The organism is Phaeobacter sp. SYSU ZJ3003 (assembly GCF_041300735.1).
Taxonomy (GTDB): domain Bacteria; phylum Pseudomonadota; class Alphaproteobacteria; order Rhodobacterales; family Rhodobacteraceae; genus Phycobacter; species Phycobacter gallaeciensis_A.
Window position 1 is genome coordinate 74,722 of the sequence record NZ_PXNU01000002.1, and the last position, 21,697, is coordinate 96,418.

18 protein-coding genes are annotated in these 21,697 nt (G+C 62.8%); 8 read left to right on the top strand and 10 right to left on the bottom strand.

Features of this window, described 5'->3' with window-relative positions; translation table 11 throughout:
* Positions 1 to 84 precede the first annotated feature (84 nt).
* Positions 85 to 1,611: an ABC transporter substrate-binding protein gene (locus C6W91_RS01855; protein WP_065271829.1), complete on the bottom strand. Its 1,527-nt coding sequence runs from the start codon at positions 1,609 to 1,611 to the stop codon at positions 85 to 87.
* A 43-nt stretch (positions 1,612 to 1,654) separates the two neighbouring features.
* A complete protein-coding gene (locus C6W91_RS01860) occupies positions 1,655 to 3,226 on the bottom strand; it encodes an NAD(P)/FAD-dependent oxidoreductase (protein WP_065271830.1) in 1,572 nt (523 codons plus the stop codon).
* A 119-nt stretch (positions 3,227 to 3,345) separates the two neighbouring features.
* Here C6W91_RS01860 and C6W91_RS01865 point away from each other — a divergent pair, with 119 nt between their 5' ends.
* From C6W91_RS01865 to C6W91_RS01890, 6 genes are all read left to right on the top strand, one after another.
* Complete coding sequence (locus C6W91_RS01865; RefSeq protein WP_065271831.1) at positions 3,346 to 4,137, top strand: cyclase family protein; 792 nt, start codon at positions 3,346 to 3,348, stop codon at positions 4,135 to 4,137.
* 6 nt (positions 4,138 to 4,143) lie between these two features.
* On the top strand, positions 4,144 to 5,703 hold the full coding sequence (locus tag C6W91_RS01870; protein ID WP_065271832.1) for an NAD(P)/FAD-dependent oxidoreductase: 1,560 nt from the start codon (positions 4,144 to 4,146) through the stop codon (positions 5,701 to 5,703).
* Positions 5,700 to 6,206 (top strand): MarR family winged helix-turn-helix transcriptional regulator, encoded by a 507-nt coding sequence (locus tag C6W91_RS01875; RefSeq protein WP_065271833.1) that lies wholly within the window; start codon positions 5,700 to 5,702, stop codon positions 6,204 to 6,206. The genes C6W91_RS01870 and C6W91_RS01875 overlap by 4 nt, the downstream gene beginning before the upstream one ends.
* Before the next feature lie 51 nt (positions 6,207 to 6,257).
* Positions 6,258 to 8,420 (top strand): indolepyruvate ferredoxin oxidoreductase subunit alpha, encoded by a 2,163-nt coding sequence (locus tag C6W91_RS01880; RefSeq protein WP_274839835.1) that lies wholly within the window; start codon positions 6,258 to 6,260, stop codon positions 8,418 to 8,420.
* Positions 8,420 to 9,964 carry an indolepyruvate oxidoreductase subunit beta family protein gene (locus C6W91_RS01885; protein ID WP_274839834.1) on the top strand — a complete coding sequence of 515 codons (1,545 nt, stop codon included), beginning with the start codon at positions 8,420 to 8,422 and terminating at the stop codon, positions 9,962 to 9,964. The genes C6W91_RS01880 and C6W91_RS01885 overlap by 1 nt, the downstream gene beginning before the upstream one ends.
* Positions 9,965 to 10,155: 191 nt before the next feature.
* Entirely contained in the window at positions 10,156 to 11,001 is an 846-nt protein-coding gene (locus C6W91_RS01890; protein WP_274839833.1) for an alpha-1,2-fucosyltransferase, read from the top strand.
* Here the strand turns inward: C6W91_RS01890 and C6W91_RS01895 are convergent, their stop codons facing one another.
* Positions 11,002 to 11,655: an RluA family pseudouridine synthase gene (locus C6W91_RS01895; protein ID WP_065271837.1), complete on the bottom strand. Its 654-nt coding sequence runs from the start codon at positions 11,653 to 11,655 to the stop codon at positions 11,002 to 11,004.
* Between the two features lie 108 nt (positions 11,656 to 11,763).
* Between C6W91_RS01895 and C6W91_RS01900 the strand changes: the two genes are divergently transcribed.
* On the top strand, positions 11,764 to 12,174 hold the full coding sequence (locus C6W91_RS01900; protein ID WP_065273625.1) for a nuclear transport factor 2 family protein: 411 nt from the start codon (positions 11,764 to 11,766) through the stop codon (positions 12,172 to 12,174).
* A 37-nt stretch (positions 12,175 to 12,211) separates the two neighbouring features.
* Entirely contained in the window at positions 12,212 to 12,916 is a 705-nt protein-coding gene (locus tag C6W91_RS01905) for an SGNH/GDSL hydrolase family protein (RefSeq protein ID WP_065271838.1), read from the top strand.
* 12 nt (positions 12,917 to 12,928) lie between these two features.
* Here the strand turns inward: C6W91_RS01905 and rarD are convergent, their stop codons facing one another.
* The 7 genes from rarD to C6W91_RS01940 form a co-directional block, all read right to left on the bottom strand.
* Complete coding sequence (rarD, locus tag C6W91_RS01910; RefSeq protein WP_065271839.1) at positions 12,929 to 13,846, bottom strand: EamA family transporter RarD; 918 nt, start codon at positions 13,844 to 13,846, stop codon at positions 12,929 to 12,931.
* Positions 13,847 to 14,000: 154 nt separating this feature from the next.
* On the bottom strand, positions 14,001 to 16,451 hold the full coding sequence (locus tag C6W91_RS01915) for an FAD-dependent oxidoreductase (protein ID WP_274839832.1): 2,451 nt from the start codon (positions 16,449 to 16,451) through the stop codon (positions 14,001 to 14,003).
* Between the two features lie 105 nt (positions 16,452 to 16,556).
* Positions 16,557 to 17,495: a GlxA family transcriptional regulator gene (locus tag C6W91_RS01920; RefSeq protein ID WP_237028458.1), complete on the bottom strand. Its 939-nt coding sequence runs from the start codon at positions 17,493 to 17,495 to the stop codon at positions 16,557 to 16,559.
* Positions 17,496 to 17,609: 114 nt separating this feature from the next.
* A complete protein-coding gene (locus C6W91_RS01925) occupies positions 17,610 to 20,057 on the bottom strand; it encodes an FAD-dependent oxidoreductase (RefSeq protein WP_274839831.1) in 2,448 nt (815 codons plus the stop codon).
* Positions 20,058 to 20,081: 24 nt separating this feature from the next.
* Positions 20,082 to 20,453 carry a GFA family protein gene (locus C6W91_RS01930; RefSeq protein WP_274839830.1) on the bottom strand — a complete coding sequence of 124 codons (372 nt, stop codon included), beginning with the start codon at positions 20,451 to 20,453 and terminating at the stop codon, positions 20,082 to 20,084.
* On the bottom strand, positions 20,450 to 21,079 hold the full coding sequence (locus C6W91_RS01935; RefSeq protein ID WP_065271844.1) for a LysE family translocator: 630 nt from the start codon (positions 21,077 to 21,079) through the stop codon (positions 20,450 to 20,452). Before C6W91_RS01935 ends, C6W91_RS01930 begins: the two co-directional genes overlap by 4 nt.
* 17 nt (positions 21,080 to 21,096) lie before the next feature.
* The gene (locus C6W91_RS01940; protein WP_065271846.1) at positions 21,097 to 21,666 is read right to left on the bottom strand and encodes a helix-turn-helix domain-containing protein; all 570 of its coding nucleotides are present in this window, start codon (positions 21,664 to 21,666) and stop codon (positions 21,097 to 21,099) included.
* Positions 21,667 to 21,697: the final 31 nt, after the last annotated feature.

A 21,697-nucleotide genomic window follows, 5' to 3' on the forward strand; every position in this document is an offset into this window, starting at 1 on the left:
ACCTTCGTTCTGTGAGGTCGTGAAAAAGGGCCGCGGGGCACCGGCACAATCAGACCGATGCCCCGCAACCAAGGGAGAGAGGGATCAGGCCCGTGTCATCAGATGCGGCAACAGCGCGCCCGAGGCATGCGGCACCACCTTCACCTGATCGCTGTGCAGGATCGGCTGAACATATTGCAGCAGCGGGATCACCAGCGCGTTCTCGGCGATGAAACGGTCCACGTCCTTCCAGCCCGCGATCCGCTTGTCCTCGTCCGATTCACCCCAGAGCGGCAGGATCTTCTGCATCAGCTCCTCACCGTCCCAGACCGAATGCGGCGAGGGGCCGAACATGGCAAAGCCGGTCGAGGTGGTGGGATCACCAATCGAGTTGCCCCAGTTGTAGAAGGCCGCAGGCGCCAATGTGTCGGCCGCGCGCAGCTCGTAGTGTTTGGCAATCTCGTAGACTTCGATCTCGGCCTCGATACCGACCCGGCGCCACAGACCGACGATGGCCTGGATGATCTCGTAATCCTTCGGCTTAAAGCCACGGGTGGTCTGGATGGTGAATTTTACCGGATTGTCGGGACCATAGCCAGAGGCCGCCAGCAGCTCCTTGGACTTCTCCGGATCATAGGCGACCTTGATCGTCTCGTCATAGCCCACGTAATCGGGCGTCTGCAGCGTGTCGATCGCCACGCCATAGCCGGACAGCAGCCGGTCGATGATCAGCTGTTTGTCGATCGCATGGGCCATGGCCATGCGCACGTTGGGATCGGTCATCACTTCGATATCGTTGATGAAGATCATGCCGATATCCGACACCGGTGCGGCAGTGCCCATGATGCCCGATTTTTCCTTCAGGCGGTCGAATTCCTCATAGGGCATTTCCAGCGTCACATGGGCGTTGCCCGATTCCACCTCGGCCACGCGGCTGGCGGCATCGGTCACGAACTTGATGGTGACGGATTTGAATTCGGGCGCGCCGCCCCAGTAGTTCTCGTTCGCCTTCAGGCGCACGAATGCGTTGCGCTCGAACTTTTCGACCATATAGGGACCGGTGCCCACAGGCGCGGCCTCAAAGCCATCTGCCCCGACTTCCTCGTAGTATTTCTTGGGCAGGATATAGCCGGTCAGGAAGCTCATCCATTTGAAGATCGTCGGCTCATAGGCCAGCACGTCAGCGGTGACGCGGTTCCCCTCGATGGAGAAATTGCCGATCTTGCCCCAGATGAACTGGATCGGGTTGCCGGTCTCGGGGTTGCCCGCACGTTCCAGCGACCAGACCACGTCTTCGGGTGTCAGGGGATCGCCATTGTGCCAGGTGACGCCTTCGCGCACATCCATCCAGACCTTTGTCTTGTCATCGTTCCAGCCATAATCGCTGATGATCCCGGAACCAAAGGACAGATCCGGGTTCTGCGGGATGAACAGATCGAACACCGATTGGTAGATGCCCTGAATGGTGGGGTTCACCGCCGAGGGACCGACGGTCGGATCCCAGCTGGGCAGGTTCACGTTATAGGCAATCACCAGCTCTTCGATCCCGGCGGCAAAGCTTGGCAGGCTGGCCCCGGCAAGCGCCACGCTGGCGGCGGTGCTCTGAAGTAAAGTGCGTCTTGTCAATTTCATTTTGCTTTTCCCTGTTGGTTGGAAGGCCGACATGTTGTTGTGATTAGGTGCCGGCCAGTTTTTGCCCGAGGAGGTATCCCGCCCCGGCTCCGGTTCCCGCTCCGGGCCAGACAGCCGCCCCGGTGTGATAAAGATCACGGATCGGGGTGGAGCCATCCGCAAACCCGCGCAGGGGCCGGAACATGAAATGCTGGTTGAGCTGGTGACTGCCACAGACCTGATCCCCGCCCACAAGGTTGGGGTTATCGGCCTCCAGCATGGTGGGCGTCACGATATGCTGGCCAAGGATCTTTGCCCTTGTACCGGGCGCATAGGTTTCAAGGATATCGAGCGCGCGCTCTGCCATTGGCTGCGCTGCCTCTGTCCAGTCGGTGGCGGTGATCTGTCCGGCGGCATCGCCCTTGATCTGACCGGGCACCATGCGCACCTGCAACCACAGAACATGTTTGCCCTCGGGCGCGCGACTGGGGTCGATGACGGTGGGCTGACCGCAGACGATCACCGGCTCATCCGGCAACAGCCCCGCCTTGGCCTGCGCATAGGTGCGCGCCATCTGGTCAAGCTCGGGCGCCATATGCACATAGGCAAAGCGTTTCAGACCATCCCCCGCCGCCCAGTCCGGCAGATCCTCCATCGCCAGATGGATCATCATGGTCCCCGGCGCATGGGCGAATTTCTCCATCCCGCGATCATACCGTTTGTCGGGTGTGCCGCCGGTCAGCCGCAGCATCGCGGCAGGGGCGACATTAGCGATGACCGCCCGTTTTGCCTGCACCTGTGTCCCGTCCGACAACTCGATTCCCGTGGCCCGTCCGCCCGCGTGCAGAATCCGCGACACTTCGGCGCCGCAGGTTACCGATCCGCCACGCGCCTCGATCATGGCGATCATGGCCTTGATGATGCCATCGGCGCCGCCCTGCCCCAGTACCATGCCAAACGCCTGGTTCACCTGTCCTTCTAGGTAAGGAAACAGCGCACCGCCCGCGATGTCCGGGGCAAAATCCAGATGCATGCCCCAGGCCGCCAGAAGGGCACGGACCTTTGACGATTCGAATGTCTCTTCCAGCCAGCTGCGCGGCGAAGAGGCCAGAAACTGCCCCAGATCCATCAGCCCGGCAGCGCCCATCTTGCGCCAAGACTTCCAGCCTAAAGATGCAAATGCACGTTTATTGATCGGACTGCCCAGCAAAGCGAACAAAGTTTCAGCACGCTCTGGAAACGCGGCGCTCAACGCCTCCCAGGCTTTTGCATCAGCCGCATTTTCAGCTGCGATTCGCGCCACATTGGCCGCCGCATCATTGCCGATACCCAACCAGGTCTGATCCGGAAAAACCGAGGCAAAACAATCCGCCGCAGGAGCAAAACCAAGCCCGTGCCCGGCCAGTTCCTCGGCATATTTCTGATGAAAGGCGGACCCTGCAAAGAGCGACAGATTCATCGCGGCCCAGTCATGGCGAAAGCCCGGAAGCGTATATTCCCCGGTTTTTACTGCCCCGCCGGGCGTTTCGGCGCGCTCGTATACGGCCACACTCCAGCCCTTTGCCGCCAGATGCGCAGCACAGGCCAAAGAGTTGTGACCGCTTCCGATAATAACTGCGTCCGGCGCCGCTGACATGGGCAGATTCCTTTATCCTTTACATATTGATATTTGCAAATGCATGTAATTATGTCTAGCATGGATTTGTCATCGCAAAAAGCGGCACCTTCAGACCGCGCACAACACGGGAGGCGATAATGACCGCAACAACCGCATTGGACGGGCTTGGCGCCAAGCTTTTGACCGGGGAAATCGAAGTGGTGGACTGCACCGGGGTTCTGGGGCCGAACACTCCGATCCTGCAGCTGCCGGAAGATTTCGCGAAAAACACACCCAAGGTCGAAATCCACAAGATCAGCGAATACGACGAAGACGGCCCCTTCTTTGCCTGGAACTGGATGAAGCTGGGCGAACACACCGGCACCCACTTTGATGCGCCGCATCACTGGATTACCGGCAAGGATTTCGAAGAAGGCTACACCGACACGCTGGACGTGCAGCGCCTGATCGCGCCGGTGAACGTGCTCGACTTCTCCAAGGAGTGCGGCGAAGATTCCGACTTCCTGCTGACCATCGACCACGTGAAGGCCTGGGAGGCCGAGCACGGCGAGATCAAGGCCGGTGAATGGGTCGTCCTGCGCAGCGACTGGGATCAATACGCCGACGACGAGGCCAAGTTCCTCAACGCCGATGAAACCGGTCCGCACACCCCCGGACCGACCGCCGAGGTGATCCAGTATCTGGTCGACAAGGGCATCGTCGGCTGGGGCAGCCAGTGCATCGGCACCGACGCAGGCATGGCCGGTGGCATGACCCCGCCCTTCCCGGCGCATAACCTGCTGCACGCCAACAACCGCTTTGGTCTGGCCTCGCTGGCCAATCTGGACAAGCTGCCCGCAAAGGGCGCCATCCTGATTGCCGCACCGCTGAAGATCCAGCGCGGCACCGGCAGCCCGATCCGCGCGCTGGCGCTGGTCCCCAAGGGATAAGAGCAGATGGCCGCCGCCCCTCACATCATCATCGGCACCGGGATCAATTCACTGGTCGCCGCCGCGCTGTTGTCCCGCAAGGGCAAACCGGTTCTGATGCTCGAACGCTCGGACCGCATCGGAGGCTGCCTGCGCACCGATGAGATCACGCTGCCCGGGTATTCCCATGATGTGATGGCGGCGACCTTCGTCCTGTTTCTCACCTCGCCTGCCTATGCAGAACTGGCGGGCGATCTGGCGAAACATGGGCTTGAGTTCTGTCACACGGACCGCCCCACGGCGGTCCTGCGCCCCGATGGCCGCGCCACCGTACTGACCATGGACCGCGCCGCCAATATCGCTGCCTTTGACGCGCTCAGCCCCGGCGACGGGGCGCAACATGGCCGCGACGTGGGCGGCATCGAAGCCGACGCCGACTTCCTCTTTGCGCTGCTGGGCGGACCGCTCTGGTCTGCTGGCACCGCCAAACTGCTGGCAAAACAGGCGTGGAAACGGGGCCTCAACGGTCTCAAATCCTGGGTCGGCGCAGCGCTGCAACCGGCGCGCGGCTGGCTGGAAAGCTCTTATGGCTCCGAAGACCTTCAGGCGCTTTGGGCGCCTTGGGTGCTGCATTGCGGCCTCACCCCCGAAAGCACTTATTCCGGCCAGATGGGCCGCGTCATCGCCTTTGCGCTAGAGGCCGCCGGGGCGCCGGTGGTCAAAGGTGGCGCCGGGGCTGCCGCCGAAGCCTTTGAACGGCTGATCACCGCCAATGGCGGCGAGATCCGTACCGGCACCGATGTGACGCGTATCCTTACCGAAAACGGCCGCGCCACCGGCATCGAAACCGCCGACGGAGAGGTCATCCGCGGCGCCTCGGTCATCGCTTCGGTCACGCCGTCGCAACTCTATGGCCGCCTGCTGCCGCAGGAAACCGCGCCGGAGGCCGCGAAGAACTACCGCCACGGGCGCGGCAATTTCCAGCTGCACTATGCGCTGGATGCCGTTCCGGAATGGCTGAGCGAGGGGCTGGAAGATGTCGCGCTTGTCCACCTCGCAGACGGGGTCGACAGCGTTTCGAAATCCGCCAACGAGGCCGAACGCGGCATGCTGCCGGAAACGCCCACGATCTGCGTGGGCCAGCCCCACCGCATGGACCCCACCCGCTGCCCGGATGGAAAGGCGATCCTGTGGCTGCAGATCCCCGACGCCCCCCGCGTTATCAAAGGCGACGCCGCAAAAGAGATCGACAGCGGACCCGAGTGGGATGAACCGACCCGCGAAGCCTTTGCCGACCGGATCGAGGCGATCCTGTCCCGTAACATCAAGGATTTCGACAAGATCAAACTGGCCCGCCGCGCCTATTCCCCTGCCGATCTTCAGGATCTGAACATGAACCTGGTGGGCGGCGATCCCTATGGCGGATCCTGCACGCTGGACCAGTTCTTTGTCTGGCGCCCCTTCCCGCAATCGGTCAATAACGCCACCGCAGTGAAGGACCTGCATCTGATTGGGGCCGCGACCCACCCCGGACCTGGTCTGGGCGGAGGGTCCGGCTACAACCTTGCAAAAAGGATGGGCGCATGAGCACGGACGACACCACCACGGCCACGGCAGACCAACCGGAGGCGGACACACCGCTGCCCCGTCTGGGCGAAATCGGGCTGGAAAACTTCCCCCCCTACCTGATGAACCGCATCATGGGCCGCTACAACGCGTCCTTGCGCGAAGAGATGGCGGCGCTCGGCCTCAACACGGCTAAGATGCGCGCCCTCGCCGTACTGTCGGTGCTCGACGGGCTGCTGATCCGTGAACTCGCCGTCTATGCGGTGGTCGAACAATCCACGCTCAGCCGGTCGCTGGACAAGCTGGAACAGGACGAGCTGATCATCCGCCGTCCCGACCCCGACGACAGCCGCGCCACCCGGATCTTCATGGCCCCCAAGGGCCGAGAGACGCAGGAAAAGCTCTGGCCGCATATCGCCGAAGCCTATGCCCAGATGTTCACCGGCATCAGCGCCGAAGAGCAGCGTCAGTTCGTGACCACCCTGCAAACCATCCTGCGCAACGTGCGCGTACACCAGATTTAACCCGACCGTCTTCCACGACGGTCCCCCAGAACGATATCCAAGGAGGCGCCAATGGCCGAAAGGTCGTTCAAGGCAGAAGTAGAGCACCTGCGCAAAGGTGCCGGGACCAGCTTTACCGGCGAAGGCATTCTGGCCATCACAAAGGCCTTGCTGGAAAACGGAGTCGGCTATGTCGGCGGTTATCAGGGCGCGCCGATCTCGCACCTGATGGACGTGCTGGCCGATGCCGAGGACCTGCTCGGCGAACTTGGCGTGCGCTACGAGGCAAACGCCTCCGAAGCGGCAGCGGCGGCGATGCTTGCAGCCTCGGTCCATTATCCCATCCGCGGCGCGGTCACCTTCAAGGGATCGGTCGGGGTCAACGTGGCCTCGGATGCGCTGGCCAACCTCGCCTCTTCGGGCGTCACCGGCGGCGCTCTTGTGGTGGTGGGTGAGGATTACGGCGAAGGCTCCTCGATCATGCAGGAGCGGTCTTATGCCTTTGCGATGAAATCGCAGTTCTGGCTCTTGGACCCACGCCCCAACCTGCCTTCGATCGTGAAATCTGTGGGCGATGGCTTTGGCCTGTCCGAAGCGTCGAACACGCCGGTGATGCTGATGGTGCGGATCCGATCCTGCCACGTGACTGGCACCTTTGAATGCCGCGAAAACCAGCGCCCCGATCTGACCGTGCGCGATGCGCTGGCCAACCCGCAGCGGGATTTCTCCCGCGTTGTGCTGCCGCCGATGTCCTATCAGCATGAACACGACAAGATCGACAACCGCTGGCCCGCTGCCGAGAAGTACATCCTCGACAATGGCCTGAACGAACGCTTTGGCCCGAAGGAAGGCAAGGTCGGGTTGATCTGCCTGGGCGGCATGTACAACAGCGTCATCCGCGCCCTGCAACGCCTTGGCCTTGCGGATCTGTCGGGCAACACCGACGTGCCGCTTTACGTGATGAACGTGACCTACCCGCTGGTGCAAAGCGACCTTCTGGATTTCTGCGAGGACAAGGACGCCGTCCTGATGATCGAGGAAGGCCAGCCCGAGTTCATCGAACAGCAGCTTGGCGCCATGCTTTACAAGGCAGGCAGCAGCACCAAGCTTGAAGGCAAGGGCACCTTCCCCAAGGCAGGCGAATATACCGGCCAGGTGATGAAGGACGGCATCGACGACTTCCTGCGCACCTATGCCGCGCATCTGTTGCCCGGGCAGATTTTGGCCCCGAACGAACCGGCGCCCGAAATTCCCGACCTCAGCCAGACCGTGCCGATCCGCCCGCCGGGGTTCTGCACCGGCTGCCCCGAGCGCCCCATCTTTGCCTCGATGAAACTGGTGGAGCAGGAGCTGGGCAAGCATCAGATCTCGGCCGATATCGGCTGTCACCTGTTTGCCGCCTTGCCGCCCTTCGAAATCGGCGGGCAGACCATGGGCTATGGCCTTGGCCCGGCCTCCAACGCGGCCTTTGACGGCGGAGGCGAGAAACGCGCGATCTCGATCCTGGGCGACGGGGGCTTCTGGCACAACGGCCTCAGCTCTTCGATCGGCAACATGGTGTTCAATAAATCGGACAGCGTCGCGATCATCGTCGACAACTACTATTCCGCAGCGACCGGCGGGCAGGACATCCCATCCAGCCGCGCCAAGAACCCCAGCAAGGCGACCAACAACCCGATCACCAAGGCGCTGGAGGGCGCGGGCGTCAAATGGATCCGGCAGATCGACCGCACCTATGATGTCACCCAGATGCGCGCCACCATCCGCGAGGCGCTGACCACCGATTACGACGGGCCCAAGGTGATCGTGGCCTCCTCGGAATGCATGCTGAACCGGCAGCGCCGGGAGAAACCCCAGCGCAATGCCGCGATCAAGGACGGAACCCGCGTCGAGGTGCCCCGCTTTGGCGTTGATGAGGATATCTGCACCGGCGATCACGCCTGTATCCGCCTGTCCGGCTGCCCCTCACTGTCGCTGAAGAAACTGGACGACCCGCTGCGCGACGATCCTGTCGCCCATATCGACCAGACCTGCGTCGGCTGCGGCAACTGCGGCGAGGTCGCTGATGCTGCGATCCTCTGCCCGTCCTTCTACGAGGCCCGCGTGGTGCACAACCCGACCGGTTTTGAACGCTGGACCGCAGGATTGCGCAACCGGATGATCTCCTGGCTGCAGAACCGCCGCGCAGCGCGACGCCTGACCTTTTCCACCGACCTGAGCGAAGGAGCCGCGTGATGTCCATCGAACTGCCAATCGCATCTGGCGGAGGCGCCACCCATCTGGACGGCGTGATCAAGGTCGCGATCCTTGCTGTGGGCGGACAGGGCGGCGGCGTCCTGACCAACTGGATCGAATCCCTGGCCCGCGCCGAAGGCTATTCTGCGCAGGCGACCAGCGTCGCGGGCGTGGCGCAGCGTACCGGCGCCACCATCTATTACATCGAAATGGCGCCTGCATCGGTGCCAACGCCTGTCTTCTCCCTCGCACCGGCGCAGGGCGACATCGACGTGATGATCGCCGCCGAAATGATGGAAGCCGGGCGCGCCATCATGCGCGGCTTTGTCACCCCGGATCGTACCACTCTGATCGCATCGACCCACCGGGCGCTGGCAGTCTCTGAGAAAATGGTGCCGGGTGACGGCATGGCCGATGCCGCCGAAGTGCGCGCCGCCGCCGAAACCGCCGCGCGGCAGCTGGTCATGGCCGATATGGAGCAGGCCGCTGTCGGTGTCGGCTCAGTGATCTCCGCGTCGCTGTTCGGTGCACTGGCCGGATCCGGCGCCCTGCCGTTCAAACGTGCTGCCTTTGAAGAGGCGATCCGCGCGGGAGGTAAGGGCGTCGAGGCCAGCCTGCGTGCCTTTGCCGCCGGATATGATCTGGCCCAGGGCGGGAAAGAGGCCCCGGCTGCAGCCGCCTCCACCCCCGCCGAAGCGCCGAAACCGGCGGGATCCGCCGGAAAGCTGCGGGCCTATGGCGCGCTGCTGGACCGGATCAACGCACTGCCAGCTGCGGTGCAGGAACTGGCGCTGCCGGGCCTGCGCAAGGTGGTGGATTTTCAGGACATCGCCTATGGCGCCGAATATCTGGACCGGCTCGAAGGCATCCTGGGCCGCGACAGCGCTGACCGGGGGTATGTCCTGTCGCGCGAGGCAGCGAAATACATCGCCAATGCCATGGCCTATGACGATGTGATCCGGGTGGCGGATCTGAAAACCCGCGCCAGCCGGTTCGACCGGATCGAGGATCAGGTTGGCAGTGCTGACAAGCTGATGACCCTGACCGATTATCTACACCCGCGCGCCGAAGAGATCGCCGGTCTGCTGCCCGCGGGGCTTGGCGCCCGGATCGAGGCCAGCCCGGTCTGGATGAAACGTCTCGACCGGCTGTTCAACAAGGGCCGCCGCATCCGCACCGACCGCTTCCGTGGCTTTGCCCTGCTTTATGTGATGGGCGGCCTGCGCGGCTGGCGCCGCAAGAGCCGCCGCCACGCGCTGGAACAGGCGCATCTGGACGACTGGTTGAACCGCGCGATCGGCTATCTGCCCAGCAGCTATGACATGGCGGTGGAAGTGCTGCGCTGTCGGCGCCTGATCAAGGGCTATTCCGACACCCACACACGGGGCCTGTCGAAATTCGACCGGGTTCTGGACGGCGCGCGACTGGTCGAAACCCGCGACGACGGTCCCGAATGGGTCGCCCGCCTTCGCGAAGCGGCGCTGCAGGACGAAAAAGGTGAAGCCTTGGACGGCGCGCTAAAGACCATCCGCAGCTTTATCTGACCCCTTAAAGACAGAACCTCCCGCGCCCAACGGGAGGCAGCCTTTCACCAAAAAGGCGAACGACGGGCGGGAGGACGCCCCATCGCCGGACCCAGATCGGATCATCCTGTCCCTATCGACCTTCCAATGTGGCTGCGGCACCGATATGCAGGGGTATCGGATCCTCCCCTTTGCAAGGACAGACAGCCGCGATGATCACCGCCCGCCTGCACGGCCGCCTTGGCAATCAGATGTTTCAATACGCCGCCGCCCGCGCGCTGGCCGAGCGCCTTGGCGTGGCTGTCGCTCTCGATAGCCGCGAAGCGGTGCGGCGCGGCGAAGGCGTGTTGACCCGGGTCTTTGATCTGGACCTGACCGAACCGGCTCCATTGCCGCCCCTGAAACAGGAGGCACCGCTGCGCTATGCCCTGTGGCGCGCCTTTGGCTCCACTCCAACTTTCCGGCGCGAACGCGGCCTTGGCTACAATCCCGGTTTCGCGACCTGGGGCGATGGCAGCTACCTGCATGGCTACTGGCAAAGCGAGAAATACTTTGCCGCGATCGCCGACCGCATCCGGGCCGATTTCAGCTTCCCGGAGTTCACCAACACGCAGAACGCCGACATGGCCGCCCGTATCCAAGGTAGCAATGCCATCTCACTGCACGTGCGGCGCGGTGATTACGTGGCGCTTGCCGCCCATGTGCTTTGCGATCAAGCCTATTACGAAGCCGCCCTCGCCCGCGTTCTGGAGGGGCTGGAGGGTACGCCAACCGTATTTGTCTTCTCCGACGATCCGGACTGGGCCAAGGAAAACCTGCCCTTGCCCTGCGAAAAGGTGGTGGTGGATTTCAACGGCCCAGACACCGATTTCGAGGACATGCGGCTGATGACCCTGTGCCAGCACAATATCATCGCCAACAGTTCATTTTCCTGGTGGGCGGCCTGGCTGAACCAGAACCCGGAGAAACGCGTCACCGGCCCGGCGCAGTGGTTCGGAGATCCGAAGCTCTCCAACCCCGATATCCTGCCAGACAGCTGGCACCGGATCGACGCCTGATCAAAAGGGCGCCTTGGCCCGGAACTTCATCGACTGTTCGCTATCGGGGTGTTTGATCCGCAGCTCTTCGGAATGCAGCATCATGCGGGGGAAATCCCGCGCCGCGCCTTCAGCATACAGCGGATCGCCCAGAATGGCGTGCCCCAGCGACAGCATATGCACCCGCAACTGGTGCGACCGGCCCGTCTTGGGCGTCAGCCGCACTCGGGTCTCCCCTTCGCCGTATTTCATCACCCGCCAGTCGGTCACCGCAGGTTTACCCGTCTCATGGCAGACCATCTGGCGCGGACGGTTCGGCCAGTCGACGATCAGCGGCAGATCCACCGTGCCCGCCTTTGGCTCCAGCCGCCCGGTGACGCGGGCCACGTAGACCTTGCGCGTGCTGCGTTTCTCGAACTGCATCGACAGGTGCCGCTGCGCATGGGGCGTCAGCGCAAAGACCATCACCCCCGAGGTATCGCGGTCCAGCCGATGCACCAGCAGCGCCTCGGGAAAGGCAAGCTGCACCCGCGACAACAGGCAATCGGCGAGATGTTCACCCCGGCCCGGCACGCTCAGCAATCCCGCCGGTTTGTTTACCGCAAGGATCTGCGCATCATGATGCAGGATCTCCAGCGGGTCCTGCGGCGGGGTGTAATCGCTCGATACCGTCATGGCCGCCTGCCTACTGCCTTGCTGCCGCCGGAGCAAGTTCCCGCCACGTCCGTCTTGCCCGGCCCGCCGCCGCAAGGGCAGGATCGCATCAACAAAGGGAGAGAAACCATGCATCCAACCATCACCCGCATGCAGGAGGTCGTCGCCAAGGGCGATGAGGCGCTGATCGCAGAGCTGCTGTCCGAGGACGTGAAATTCCTGCCCCCCACCTATTGGAAAACCTGGACCGGCCGCGCGCCGGTGGCGGCGGTGCTGGGTCATGTGGGGCAAGTGTTCTCGGACTTCCGCTATCGCAGGATCATGGGAGAGGGCAACGACTGGGCGCTGGAATTCCAGTGCAAGATCGGCGAGTTCGACGCCGTGGGCGTGGATCTGATCACTCTGGGTGATGACGGGCTGATCGAGGTCTTCGAGGTGGTCATGCGCCCCTATAAATCCGTCGGCGCCCTGCGCGATGCGATGAATGCACGGGTGCAGACCGATGCGCGCTTCCTGAAATTCCGTGAGGCACTCAGCTGATTCCCTCATGTTAGAGCCACATATTGGCAGATAACCCATGATCGCAGCCGACCAGATCCTGCGCCTGCCGCTGCTCCCGCTGTTGATTGCGCAGGGGCTGCACCTCCGGCGCCGGGCCTTGCGGCTGCCTGAGCCGGAGGGAGCGCGACAGGGAACTGCGGGTTCCGGTGCGCCGCTACGGCTGCTGATTGCCGGGGACAGTTCCGCCGCCGGTGTGGGCGCTGCGCATCAGGAGCAGGCGCTTACCGGGCAACTGGTGCAGCGGCTGGCGCCCCGGTGGCAGGTTCACTGGCGCCTTGAGGCCACCACCGGGCATCGTACGGCAGATACGTTGCAGCGGCTGATGGCCCTGCCCGCGCAGCCCTTTGACGTAGCCGTACTGGCGCTGGGAGTGAACGATGTGACCGGAGCCGTTCCACAAGGGCAATTTGAACGGCAGCAACGCGATCTGGCACGGCTTCTAACGGATCGCTTTGGTGTGCAAAGAATCCTCGTCTGTGGGGTGCCACAGATGGAGTATTTCCCCGCCCTGCCGCAGCCGCTTGCCTGGGCGCTGGGGTGTCAGGCACGGCGGTTGGATTGCAGGCTTGCAGACCTCTCCGGGCAGATCGACGGGTTTCACCATCTTCCGTTTGAATTGCCCAGTGACCCGGCGCTGGCCGCCGAGGATGGCTATCACCCAAATCCGCGCGCCTATGCGCTTTGGGCGGACCGGCTGGCGAAAGAGATCGAAAACCCTTGATCAGAGCCTGAGTTAGGTAAGCTTCTGCACCTTCGGCTTGCGCCGCATCTGACGGATCAGGGGAATGGAATAGATCACCAGCGCCGCCCAGATCATCGGGAAGGCGATCATGCGGGCGTGGCCGAACTCCTCACCAAAGACAAAGACGGCGACCAGAAAGATCAGCGTCGGCGCGATATATTGCAGGATACCGATGGTCGATAGCCGCAGCAGCTTGGCACCATTGGCATAGATGATCAGCGGCACCGCCGTCACCACGCCGCACCCCATCAGCAGAAGGCTTTGCCCCCAGCTGATGCCAAAGCTGCCTGTGCCTGTCGCGGTCAGATAGGACAGATAGGCCAGCGCGGGCACCGACAGGATCAGCACCTCCAGAAGGAACCCCTGATTGGGGCCGACCGGCAACCATTTCTTGAAGAAGGCGTAAAAGCCCCAGCTGAACGTCAGACCGACAGCAGCCCAGGGCAGGCTTCCGGTTTCCACGGTCAGAACCACAACCGCGGCCGCCGCCAAGGCGATCGCCAGCATCTGAGTGCGACTCGGCCGCTCCCCCAACAAAAGGGCGCCCAATGCGACACTAAACAAGGGGTTTATGTAATATCCAAGTGCTGCATCCAGCGCGTGATCCGTGGCGATGGACCAGACATAGATGCCCCAGTTCACCGAAATCAGCACCGCCGTGATGCAGGCCATCAGCAGGGTGCGCGGGCTGCGCAGGGCCGCGCGCAGATCGCCGGTGCGGCGCAGAACGATCAGCAGCGCCCCTGCCAAAGGCACCGACCAGATCACCCGATGGGCCACCACCTCGGCCGCCGGAATGTGCGACACCGCCTTCATGTAGAGCGGCAGGAACCCCCACAGCAGATAGGCCGTAATGGCAAAGGCCAGCCCCTGAGGGGTGTCGACGTTCTCGCGCGTATGGGTGGTCATGGCAGCTCTCCTACGCGGCCTTTATGGCAGCTTTGCAGGCGAAGGGAATGCCCAAAACGCAAAGGAATTGATCACGAAACAGATCACGCCGCACCATCGCCTGCATGGCTCGTCAGACCGAAGTATGACAAATTAGCCCGTATTAAAGCCTGATTCAGACCTTCACCCGCTCCGATTTCGGGTCATACATCGGTTTCAGCGAAGCCTCTGCCTGCACCCGGATGCCCATCACGTCGATCTCGTAGGACGAGGCCAGAACCTCGGCAGCGCTTTCCCCTTCACACGGCACATAGCCCATGCCGATGGCAGCACCCAACGTATGACCATAGGCACCCGAAGAGAGATAGCCGACGATCTCTCCATCGCGCAGCAGGGGTTCGTTGTGATAAAGCAGCGGTTCAGGGTCAGTCAGGCGGAATTGCAGCATCCGGGCCTTTGGGCCGCTCTCCTTGCGCGCGGCAACGGCCGCCTTGCCGATGAAATCAGGTTTGTTCAGATCCACTGCGAATCCCAGCCCCGCGTCGATCACGTGATCCTCGCAGGTGATGTCATGGCCGAAGTGGCGAAAGCCCTTCTCGATCCGGCAGCTGTCCATCATATGCATGCCGCAGAGCTTCAGATCCATGTCCCGCCCGGCATCCTGCAGCACCTCGAAAACGTGCCCTGCCATATCGGACGAAACATAGAGCTCCCAGCCGAGTTCGCCGACGTAAGAGACCCGATGCGCACGGGCCAGCCCCATGCCGATCTCGATCTCCTGCGCGGTGCCAAAAGGGTTCACCGCGTTGCTGAAATCATTGGGAGAGACCTTCTGCAGCAACTCGCGCGAGCGTGGCCCCATGACCGCCAGGACGCCCTCCCCCGCGGTCACATCGGTAATGGTCACGCGGTAATCCCCGACCAGCCGCCGCATGCGGGTCTCATCCGCCAGCCGGGTCAGGGCAGGCGTCACAACCAAGTATACAGTCTCTGACAGGCGTGTGACTGTCACATCCGCCTCGATTCCACCGCGGCTGTTCAGGAACTGGGTATAGACGATCTTGCCCACAGGGGCAGACATGTTCGCGCCGCAGATATGGTTCAGGAAGCTTTCCGCATCCGGTCCTTCCACACGGATTTTCCCGAAGGAGGACATATCGTACATGCCAACGTTTTCGCGCACCGCACGGTGTTCAGCGGCGGAGTTCTGGAACCAGTTCTGCCGCTTCCAGCTATAGCGGTATTCCCGTTCCTGCCCCGCCTCGGCAAACCAGTTGGCGCGCTCCCAGCCCGCCAGTTCGCCAAAGACAGCGCCCGCCTCAGTCAGTTGGTGATGGAAAGGAGAGCGCCGCACCCCGCGCGCGGTTGCCTTTTGCCGATAGGGGAAGTGATCCGCATAAAGCAGGCCCAGCGTTTCCTTGGAGCGTTCGAACAGGTAGTGTTTGTTGCCCTGAAAGGGATGCATGCGGGTGATATCCACATCGCCCAGATCAAAGGGCTTCTCTCCATCCTGCATCCATTGCGCCAGCGCCATGCCCGCACCGCCCGCCGACTGGATCCCGATCGAATTGAACCCCGCAGCGACCCAGACGTTGTCCATCTCGGGCGCCAGTCCCAGGTGATAGGCATCGTCGGGCGTAAAGCTTTCGGGCCCGTTGAAGAAGGTATGAATCCCGGCATCGGTCAGCATCGGCATCCGGTTGCAGGCGGCCTCCAGGATGGGCTCGAAGTGATCGAAATCCTCGGGCAGCTGGTCGAATTCGAAACTGTCGGGAATGCCCTTCATCCCCCAGGGTTTCGCCTTGGGTTCAAAGGCGCCCAGCATGATCTTGCCCGCATCTTCCTTGTAATAAGCGCATTCATCCGGCACCCGCAGCACCGGCATCTGGCTGAGCCCTTGGATCGGTTCCGAGACGATGTAGAAATGCTCGCAGGCGTGCAGCGGCACGTTGACGCCCGCCATGCGGCCCACTTCATGCCCCCACATGCCAGCGCAGTTCACCACCATGTCACAGGCGATATGCCCCGTATCAGAGCCTGAATCGGACACCCAGTCCACTCCCGTCACCCGCCGTCCTTCGCGGGCAATGCCGGTGACCTTGATCCTCTCCTTGACCAGCGCACCGCGCTGGCGGGCACCCTTGGCCAGGGCGAGCGCGATATTCCCCGGATCCGCCTGACCGTCGGTCGGCAGCCAGACACCACCGGTGACGCCATCGAGGTTGATATGGTCGTAGCGCGCTTTCACTTCTGCCGGGGAGAGCTCCTCGACCGGCACGCCAAAAGCCCGCGCCATGGCGGCATTTCGGTACAGCTCCTCCAGCCGTTCATCGGTCAGCGCGACCGAGATTGACCCCACCTGCCGCATACCGGTGGCAACGCCGGTTTCTTCCTCCAGCCCAAGGTACAGATCGGCGGAATAGCGCGCCAGCTTCGTCATGTTGGAGGATGCCCGCAGCTGCCCGATCAGCCCGGCCGCATGCCATGTGGTGCCAGAGGTCAGCTGTTTGCGCTCCAGCAGGACCACATCCTGCCAGCCGAGTTTCGTCAGGTGATAGGCCACCGAACAGCCCACCACGCCGCCGCCGATGATGACCACGCGGGCCGACTTTGGAAGATCGCTCATCTCATGCTCTCCGAACCGATTTACGGATCAGAGTGGCACAGACTTACGTCAGAAAATGCATCAAAAACGTCAAACGCGGGAACGTCTTATCCCCGGCCCGTTTTTTCAAACCGGCCTTGGCGCCCCAGAATGCGCACTGTGGGCGGTTTCAGACTCCGGGCGGGTGCGGCGCTGTTTGCGCAGGGCAAAGGGGGTGATCCCGAAAACGGATTTGTAGAGCGAGGAAAACCCGTTGGGAAACCCGCAGGCAAGGCCAATCTCACGCACGCTGAGCGTGGTGTTCAGCAGCAGGTTGTTCGCCTTGCTGAGCCGCATTTCCCGATAGAACCCGTTGGGCGTGGTTCCGAAAAACGTCCGGAACTTGCGCTCCAACGAGCGGTTGGACAGGCCCAGTTCGGTGACGATACTGCGGATCGGCATCGGCTCCTCGATATTGGTCTGCATCAGGCGGATGCAATCGTCCAGATCCCGGTCGCCCGATGTGGTCGGCGCATGACCCGCAAAGGGTTGCAGCGAGGCGAAATCGCGGATGTGGTCGTGCAGCAGGATATTGGCCACCGTGACCTGCGCCGCCGCCGAGGTCAGCTGCCCGACCAGGGCCAGAACCACATCGGTGGTGGCGCCCATCCCGGCGCAGGTCACCACCGGACCGTCCTGACGGGCCAGCGCATGGGCACCAAGATCCAGCCCAAGCTGTTCACGCAGCAGGTCCGAGTTCTCCCAATGGGTGGTGTGCGCCCCCGCCCCGCCGGACTGGCTGCGGATATGGCGGGCGGCGGCTTCGGCCAGCAGATAGACCTGCGCGCCGCGGCTGGTGTAGCTCTGGACCACCCGGCCCAGCGACAGGCCCGGATGCGCCGGATCGGAATTGCCAAGGACAAAGGCAAAATCGGCCTCTGGCTTTGCGGCGAAACACTGGGTTTCGACACTCAACCCCGACCGGCAGGTGATCTGCCCGCCAGAGGCAGAGCGCACCGTCCAGTCGAACAGAGGGCGCGCCAGCACCCGGTTGGCAATGCGCAGCGTGTCGGTGACTGCGGCCATTTCCGTCAGCACGAACCCATCGCAGACCAGAATGTCGAAATGCCAGCCTTGCGAGGCCTCTTTCAGATCCGAACCCTTCTGATCCACTCCGTGTACCCTCATTCAAACAGGACGTTAGGCCCGCAGGCGCGCGTTTTCCGGATCCCAGAGCGGTTCATCCTTCTGGACCACGGCCCGGTGCATTTGTCCGTAGATCTCCACCTCCAACTCGGTGCCGGGCGTGGCTAGATCATTGCGCACCATGCCCAGCGCGACAGAGGCGCCGACGCGGTATCCCCAATCGCCCGAGGTGGTCTCGCCCACGATCTCGCCATCCTTCCAGATGCAGGACATATAGGGCGCGTCCGCCTCACCCGCCTCGACAATCAGAGTGACAAACCGTTTGGCCGGGCCATCCTGCGCCTCTGCCGCCAGCGCCGCCTTGCCGGGGAAATCATGCGGCTTGTTCAGTCGAACGAACCGGTCGAGGCCCCCTTCGATGGCCGAATAGTCAGTGGATAGGTCGCCCTTCCACGCGCGATACCCCTTCTCGATCCGCAGGGAATTCAGCGCGTACATGCCAAAGGGTTTCGCGCCTGCCGCCAGAACCGCGTCATAAAGCGCGGGAATATCCTCTGGCGCGGCGTGGATTTCCCAGCCCAGCTCCCCGGCAAAGGACACGCGCGCCAACCCGCAGTCGCGCCCGGAAACCCGCGCGGTCTGCACTGAAAGCCACGGCAGCGACAGATCCGCCTCGGTTCCGATGGTGGTGAAGATCTCGCGCGCGGCAGGGCCGGTGACGATCAGAGTCGAGAAATCTTTCGTCCTGTCGCTGAGGGTGATCCATTCCGGCAGGTCATGTGCCAGAACATCGTAATCGTGCCATTGCGCCGTGGCGGCGGTGATCAGCATGTAGTGATCCTCGCCATGCCACATCACGCTCATCTCGGTCAGGATACGGCCTCGGGGATCGGTGAAATAGGCCAGCCCCATACGCCCCTCACCGGGCAAGCCGCCGGTGATCTTGCCGAGCAGCCAGTCGCGCGCGCCGGGTCCCTTGACCTCGAACCGGGAAAATCCTGGCAGATCGAGCACACCACAATGGTCGCGCACCGCCTCGCATTCCTCGCGGATGCGCGCCTCCCAGGGACCGGAACGGCCCCAGGTCCGGGTGGCTTCCTCGGAGGTGTCATCGCCGTCTTTCGCGAACCAGTTGGCCCGTTCCCAGCCGTTATAGGCGCCCATCTGACCGCCCAGCGCCTTGACCCGCTCATGAACCGGCGACAGTTTCCGGTCCCGTCCGGCAGGCCATTCGTGGCGCGGGAAGTGCATGGCGTATTCGTGACCGTAGACCTCCATTCCCTTGTCGACGCAGTACTGATGGTCGGTGTAATCGGTGTAGCGGCGCGGATCGCAGGACCACATGTCCCATTCGGTCTGCCCATCGACAATCCATTCCGCCAGCACCTTGCCCGCGCCGCCGCCCTGCGCGATGCCAAAGGTAAAGACGCAGGCCTCGAAGGCGTTCTTGACGCCCGGCATGGGGCCAAGCAGCGGCAGCCCGTCGGGCGCATAGGGGATCGGCCCGTTGATTACGCGGGACACGCCCGAGGTCGCCAGCGCAGGCACCCGCTCCATGGCGTCGGTGACGATTTCCTCGATCCGGTCCAAATCGTCGTTCCACAGCTGAAAGGAGAAATCCTCGGGCATGGGGTCGGCGTCGGTATCCCAATGGGCGCGGCAGTTCGGCTCATAGGGCCCAAGGTTGAAACCATGTTTTTCCTGCCGCAGGTAGTAGGAGACATCCACATCGCGCAGGAGCGGCAGCTTCTTACCGGTCTCCTTGGTATGGGCCTCGATCTCGGGGATTTCCTCGGACAGGAGGTACTGGTGGCTCATCACCATCATCGGCACGGTGCGCCCGCCGTAGGGTTTGAACCATTCCCCCACCCGCTGCGCGTAATATCCGGCGGCGTTGACCACGTAATCGCAGGCGATATCGCCCTTGTCGGTGTGAACGATCCAGCCGTCGTCTGTTTGCGTAACGCCGGTCGCGGGGCAGAACCGCAGGATCTTCGCCCCCATGTCGCGCGCGCCCTTGGCCAGGGCCTGCGTCACCTGCGCCGGGTCGATGTCACCGTCATTGGGATCATACAGAGCTCCCGCCAGATCATGCGTTTCAAGGAAGGGATAGCGCGCCTTGGCCTCTTCCGGGGTCAGGATCTCCATGCCCATGCCTTGATAGCGGCCCATGGCGGCAGCACGCTCGAACTCCTGCATGCGTTCCTTGGTGTGCGCCAGACGGATTGATCCGGTCTGGTGATAGTTCATTGGATAATCGACCTCATCGCCCAGACGTGCGTACAGCTCGGTCGAGTAGCGCTGCATGTTCATGATCGACCAGGAGATCGAAAAGGTCGGCACATTGCCTGCCGCGTGCCAGGTCGATCCCGCGGTCAGCTCATTCTTTTCCAGCAGCACGCAATCGCTCCAGCCGCGTTTGGCCAGATGATACAGGGACGAGCAGCCGACAACGCCGCCGCCAATGATGACCACGCGGGCCTTTGATGGAAAATCAGACATATCCGCTCCCTGTTGCTGCGGGTGTTATGGTTTCTGCGGCAGCCCGTCGGCGATCTCGTAGTAATCGCCCTTGCTGGCGCAAAAGATGTGCTTTTCGATCTTCAGCCCGCTGGGGTCCTCGACCGCGCCAAGGGCAAAGCTGATCGTGTCCTCGTCGTGGGCCTTCCAGAACAGAAAGGAGCCGCAGCGCGCGCAAAATCCCCGTTCGGCCCCCGTGCTGGCCGCGTACCAGCTGACCGGGCCGTGAAGGATCAACTCGGCTTCCGGCACATAGGCCGAAGCCCAGACACCGCCCGATTGCTTGCGGCACTGGCTGCAATGGCACATCGACGGCCCTTGCGGCGCAGCGGCGGTTTCAAAGCGGATATCACCGCACAGGCAGGCTCCTCGGATCATTGCACGCCCTCCAACTGCGGTGTGCTGCTGGCCCCCAGTAGCACGCCATAGACGATGAAGCAGACCGCCAGCAGGCGGCGGATCCAGACGTTGAACACCGCCTTCAGCGCCGCCTTGCCCATCAACACACCCAATAGGGTGAACCCCGTATAGCTGAGCGTCGTCAGCACCAGTGCCGTGGGCATGATCACCGACATCTGCTCCCAGATCGGCACACCGGGCTGCACGAACTGGGAAAAGGCGGCAAGGTATCCGGCAACGCTTTTGGGGTTGATCGTGGCGACCGCCAGCGCGTGCAGGTAAACATGGCGTGCCGGGCGTTCCACTGCGGGCGTAGGGCGCGTTGCGTTGATCCAACCACGCACGCCAAGAAAGATAAGAAAGCCCGCCCCGATTACCTTGGCCACGAAGAACCCGGTGGGCGAGGCCGCGATCAGCGCCGTCACCCCCAGCGCCGACAGGATCAGAAAGGCGCTGGCCTGCGTCAGGATCGCCAGCACCCCCAGCATCGCCTTGGGCAGGCCCAGCGTCATCCCGTTCGAAATGCAATTCACTGCATTGGGGCCGGGCGTGGTGACAAAGACCACCCAGAACAGGGCAAACAGGGTCCAGGCTTCAAAACTCATCGGTCATATCTCATGGTTTAATAAACAGGCGGGGCAATGACCCAGACCGCCACGGCGGGCGCGTCATAGGGGTTGGCCCATTGATAGGGTTCGTGACGAATGCGGAAACTGTCGCCGGGACCGACGGTAAAGGCATGCCCGCCGATCACCAGATCCAGCTGCCCCGAGATCATGTAGCCAACCTCTTGTGTGGGGCGGTTGGCCGGGGTTTGCATGCGGGACTGCGGTGCAAAGGTAGAATGCACCATCTCGAAATCATCGGTCAGGTCAGGTGACAGCAGTTCCTCGATCAGGCCTTCTTCGCCCGATCCCATCGGGCGGCGGGCACCTGCGCGCACCACATAGCCCTGTTCGTCCGCGGGCACGTTGGAATGGGCAAACAGCATGGACATGGGCACGCCCAGACATTGCGCGATCTGGCGCAGGTCGGAAATCGACGGTTCGGACAGGTCCCGCTCAACCTGGCTGAGCCAGCCCACCGACCGGTTCAGCCGCGCCGCGATATCGGACAGCGTCAGCCCGCGCGCCTTGCGCAGGGCGCGGATATCCGCGCCAAGGGTCGCTGTCTGCGGGGATAGATCACTCAATGCCGGTTCCGCTTCGTGAAAAAATACATCT

What these genes read in the sequence shown, in the direction of transcription:
- C6W91_RS01855 (WP_065271829.1), bottom strand. Translation starts at nt 1,611, where the DNA reads ATGAAATTGACAAGACGCACTTTACTTCAGAGCACCGCCGCCAGCGTG.
- C6W91_RS01875 (WP_065271833.1), top strand. Translation starts at nt 5,700, where the DNA reads ATGAGCACGGACGACACCACCACGGCCACGGCAGACCAACCGGAGGCG.
- C6W91_RS01915 (WP_274839832.1), bottom strand. Translation starts at nt 16,451, where the DNA reads ATGAGCGATCTTCCAAAGTCGGCCCGCGTGGTCATCATCGGCGGCGGC.
- C6W91_RS01900 (WP_065273625.1), top strand. Translation starts at nt 11,764, where the DNA reads ATGCATCCAACCATCACCCGCATGCAGGAGGTCGTCGCCAAGGGCGAT.
- C6W91_RS01890 (WP_274839833.1), top strand. Translation starts at nt 10,156, where the DNA reads ATGATCACCGCCCGCCTGCACGGCCGCCTTGGCAATCAGATGTTTCAA.
- C6W91_RS01870 (WP_065271832.1), top strand. Translation starts at nt 4,144, where the DNA reads ATGGCCGCCGCCCCTCACATCATCATCGGCACCGGGATCAATTCACTG.
- C6W91_RS01860 (WP_065271830.1), bottom strand. Translation starts at nt 3,226, where the DNA reads ATGTCAGCGGCGCCGGACGCAGTTATTATCGGAAGCGGTCACAACTCT.
- C6W91_RS01920 (WP_237028458.1), bottom strand. Translation starts at nt 17,495, where the DNA reads ATGGCCGCAGTCACCGACACGCTGCGCATTGCCAACCGGGTGCTGGCG.
- C6W91_RS01930 (WP_274839830.1), bottom strand. Translation starts at nt 20,453, where the DNA reads ATGATCCGAGGAGCCTGCCTGTGCGGTGATATCCGCTTTGAAACCGCC.
- C6W91_RS01865 (WP_065271831.1), top strand. Translation starts at nt 3,346, where the DNA reads ATGACCGCAACAACCGCATTGGACGGGCTTGGCGCCAAGCTTTTGACC.
- C6W91_RS01880 (WP_274839835.1), top strand. Translation starts at nt 6,258, where the DNA reads ATGGCCGAAAGGTCGTTCAAGGCAGAAGTAGAGCACCTGCGCAAAGGT.
- C6W91_RS01905 (WP_065271838.1), top strand. Translation starts at nt 12,212, where the DNA reads ATGATCGCAGCCGACCAGATCCTGCGCCTGCCGCTGCTCCCGCTGTTG.
- rarD (WP_065271839.1), bottom strand. Translation starts at nt 13,846, where the DNA reads ATGACCACCCATACGCGCGAGAACGTCGACACCCCTCAGGGGCTGGCC.
- C6W91_RS01935 (WP_065271844.1), bottom strand. Translation starts at nt 21,079, where the DNA reads ATGAGTTTTGAAGCCTGGACCCTGTTTGCCCTGTTCTGGGTGGTCTTT.
- C6W91_RS01885 (WP_274839834.1), top strand. Translation starts at nt 8,420, where the DNA reads ATGTCCATCGAACTGCCAATCGCATCTGGCGGAGGCGCCACCCATCTG.
- C6W91_RS01925 (WP_274839831.1), bottom strand. Translation starts at nt 20,057, where the DNA reads ATGTCTGATTTTCCATCAAAGGCCCGCGTGGTCATCATTGGCGGCGGC.
- C6W91_RS01895 (WP_065271837.1), bottom strand. Translation starts at nt 11,655, where the DNA reads ATGACGGTATCGAGCGATTACACCCCGCCGCAGGACCCGCTGGAGATC.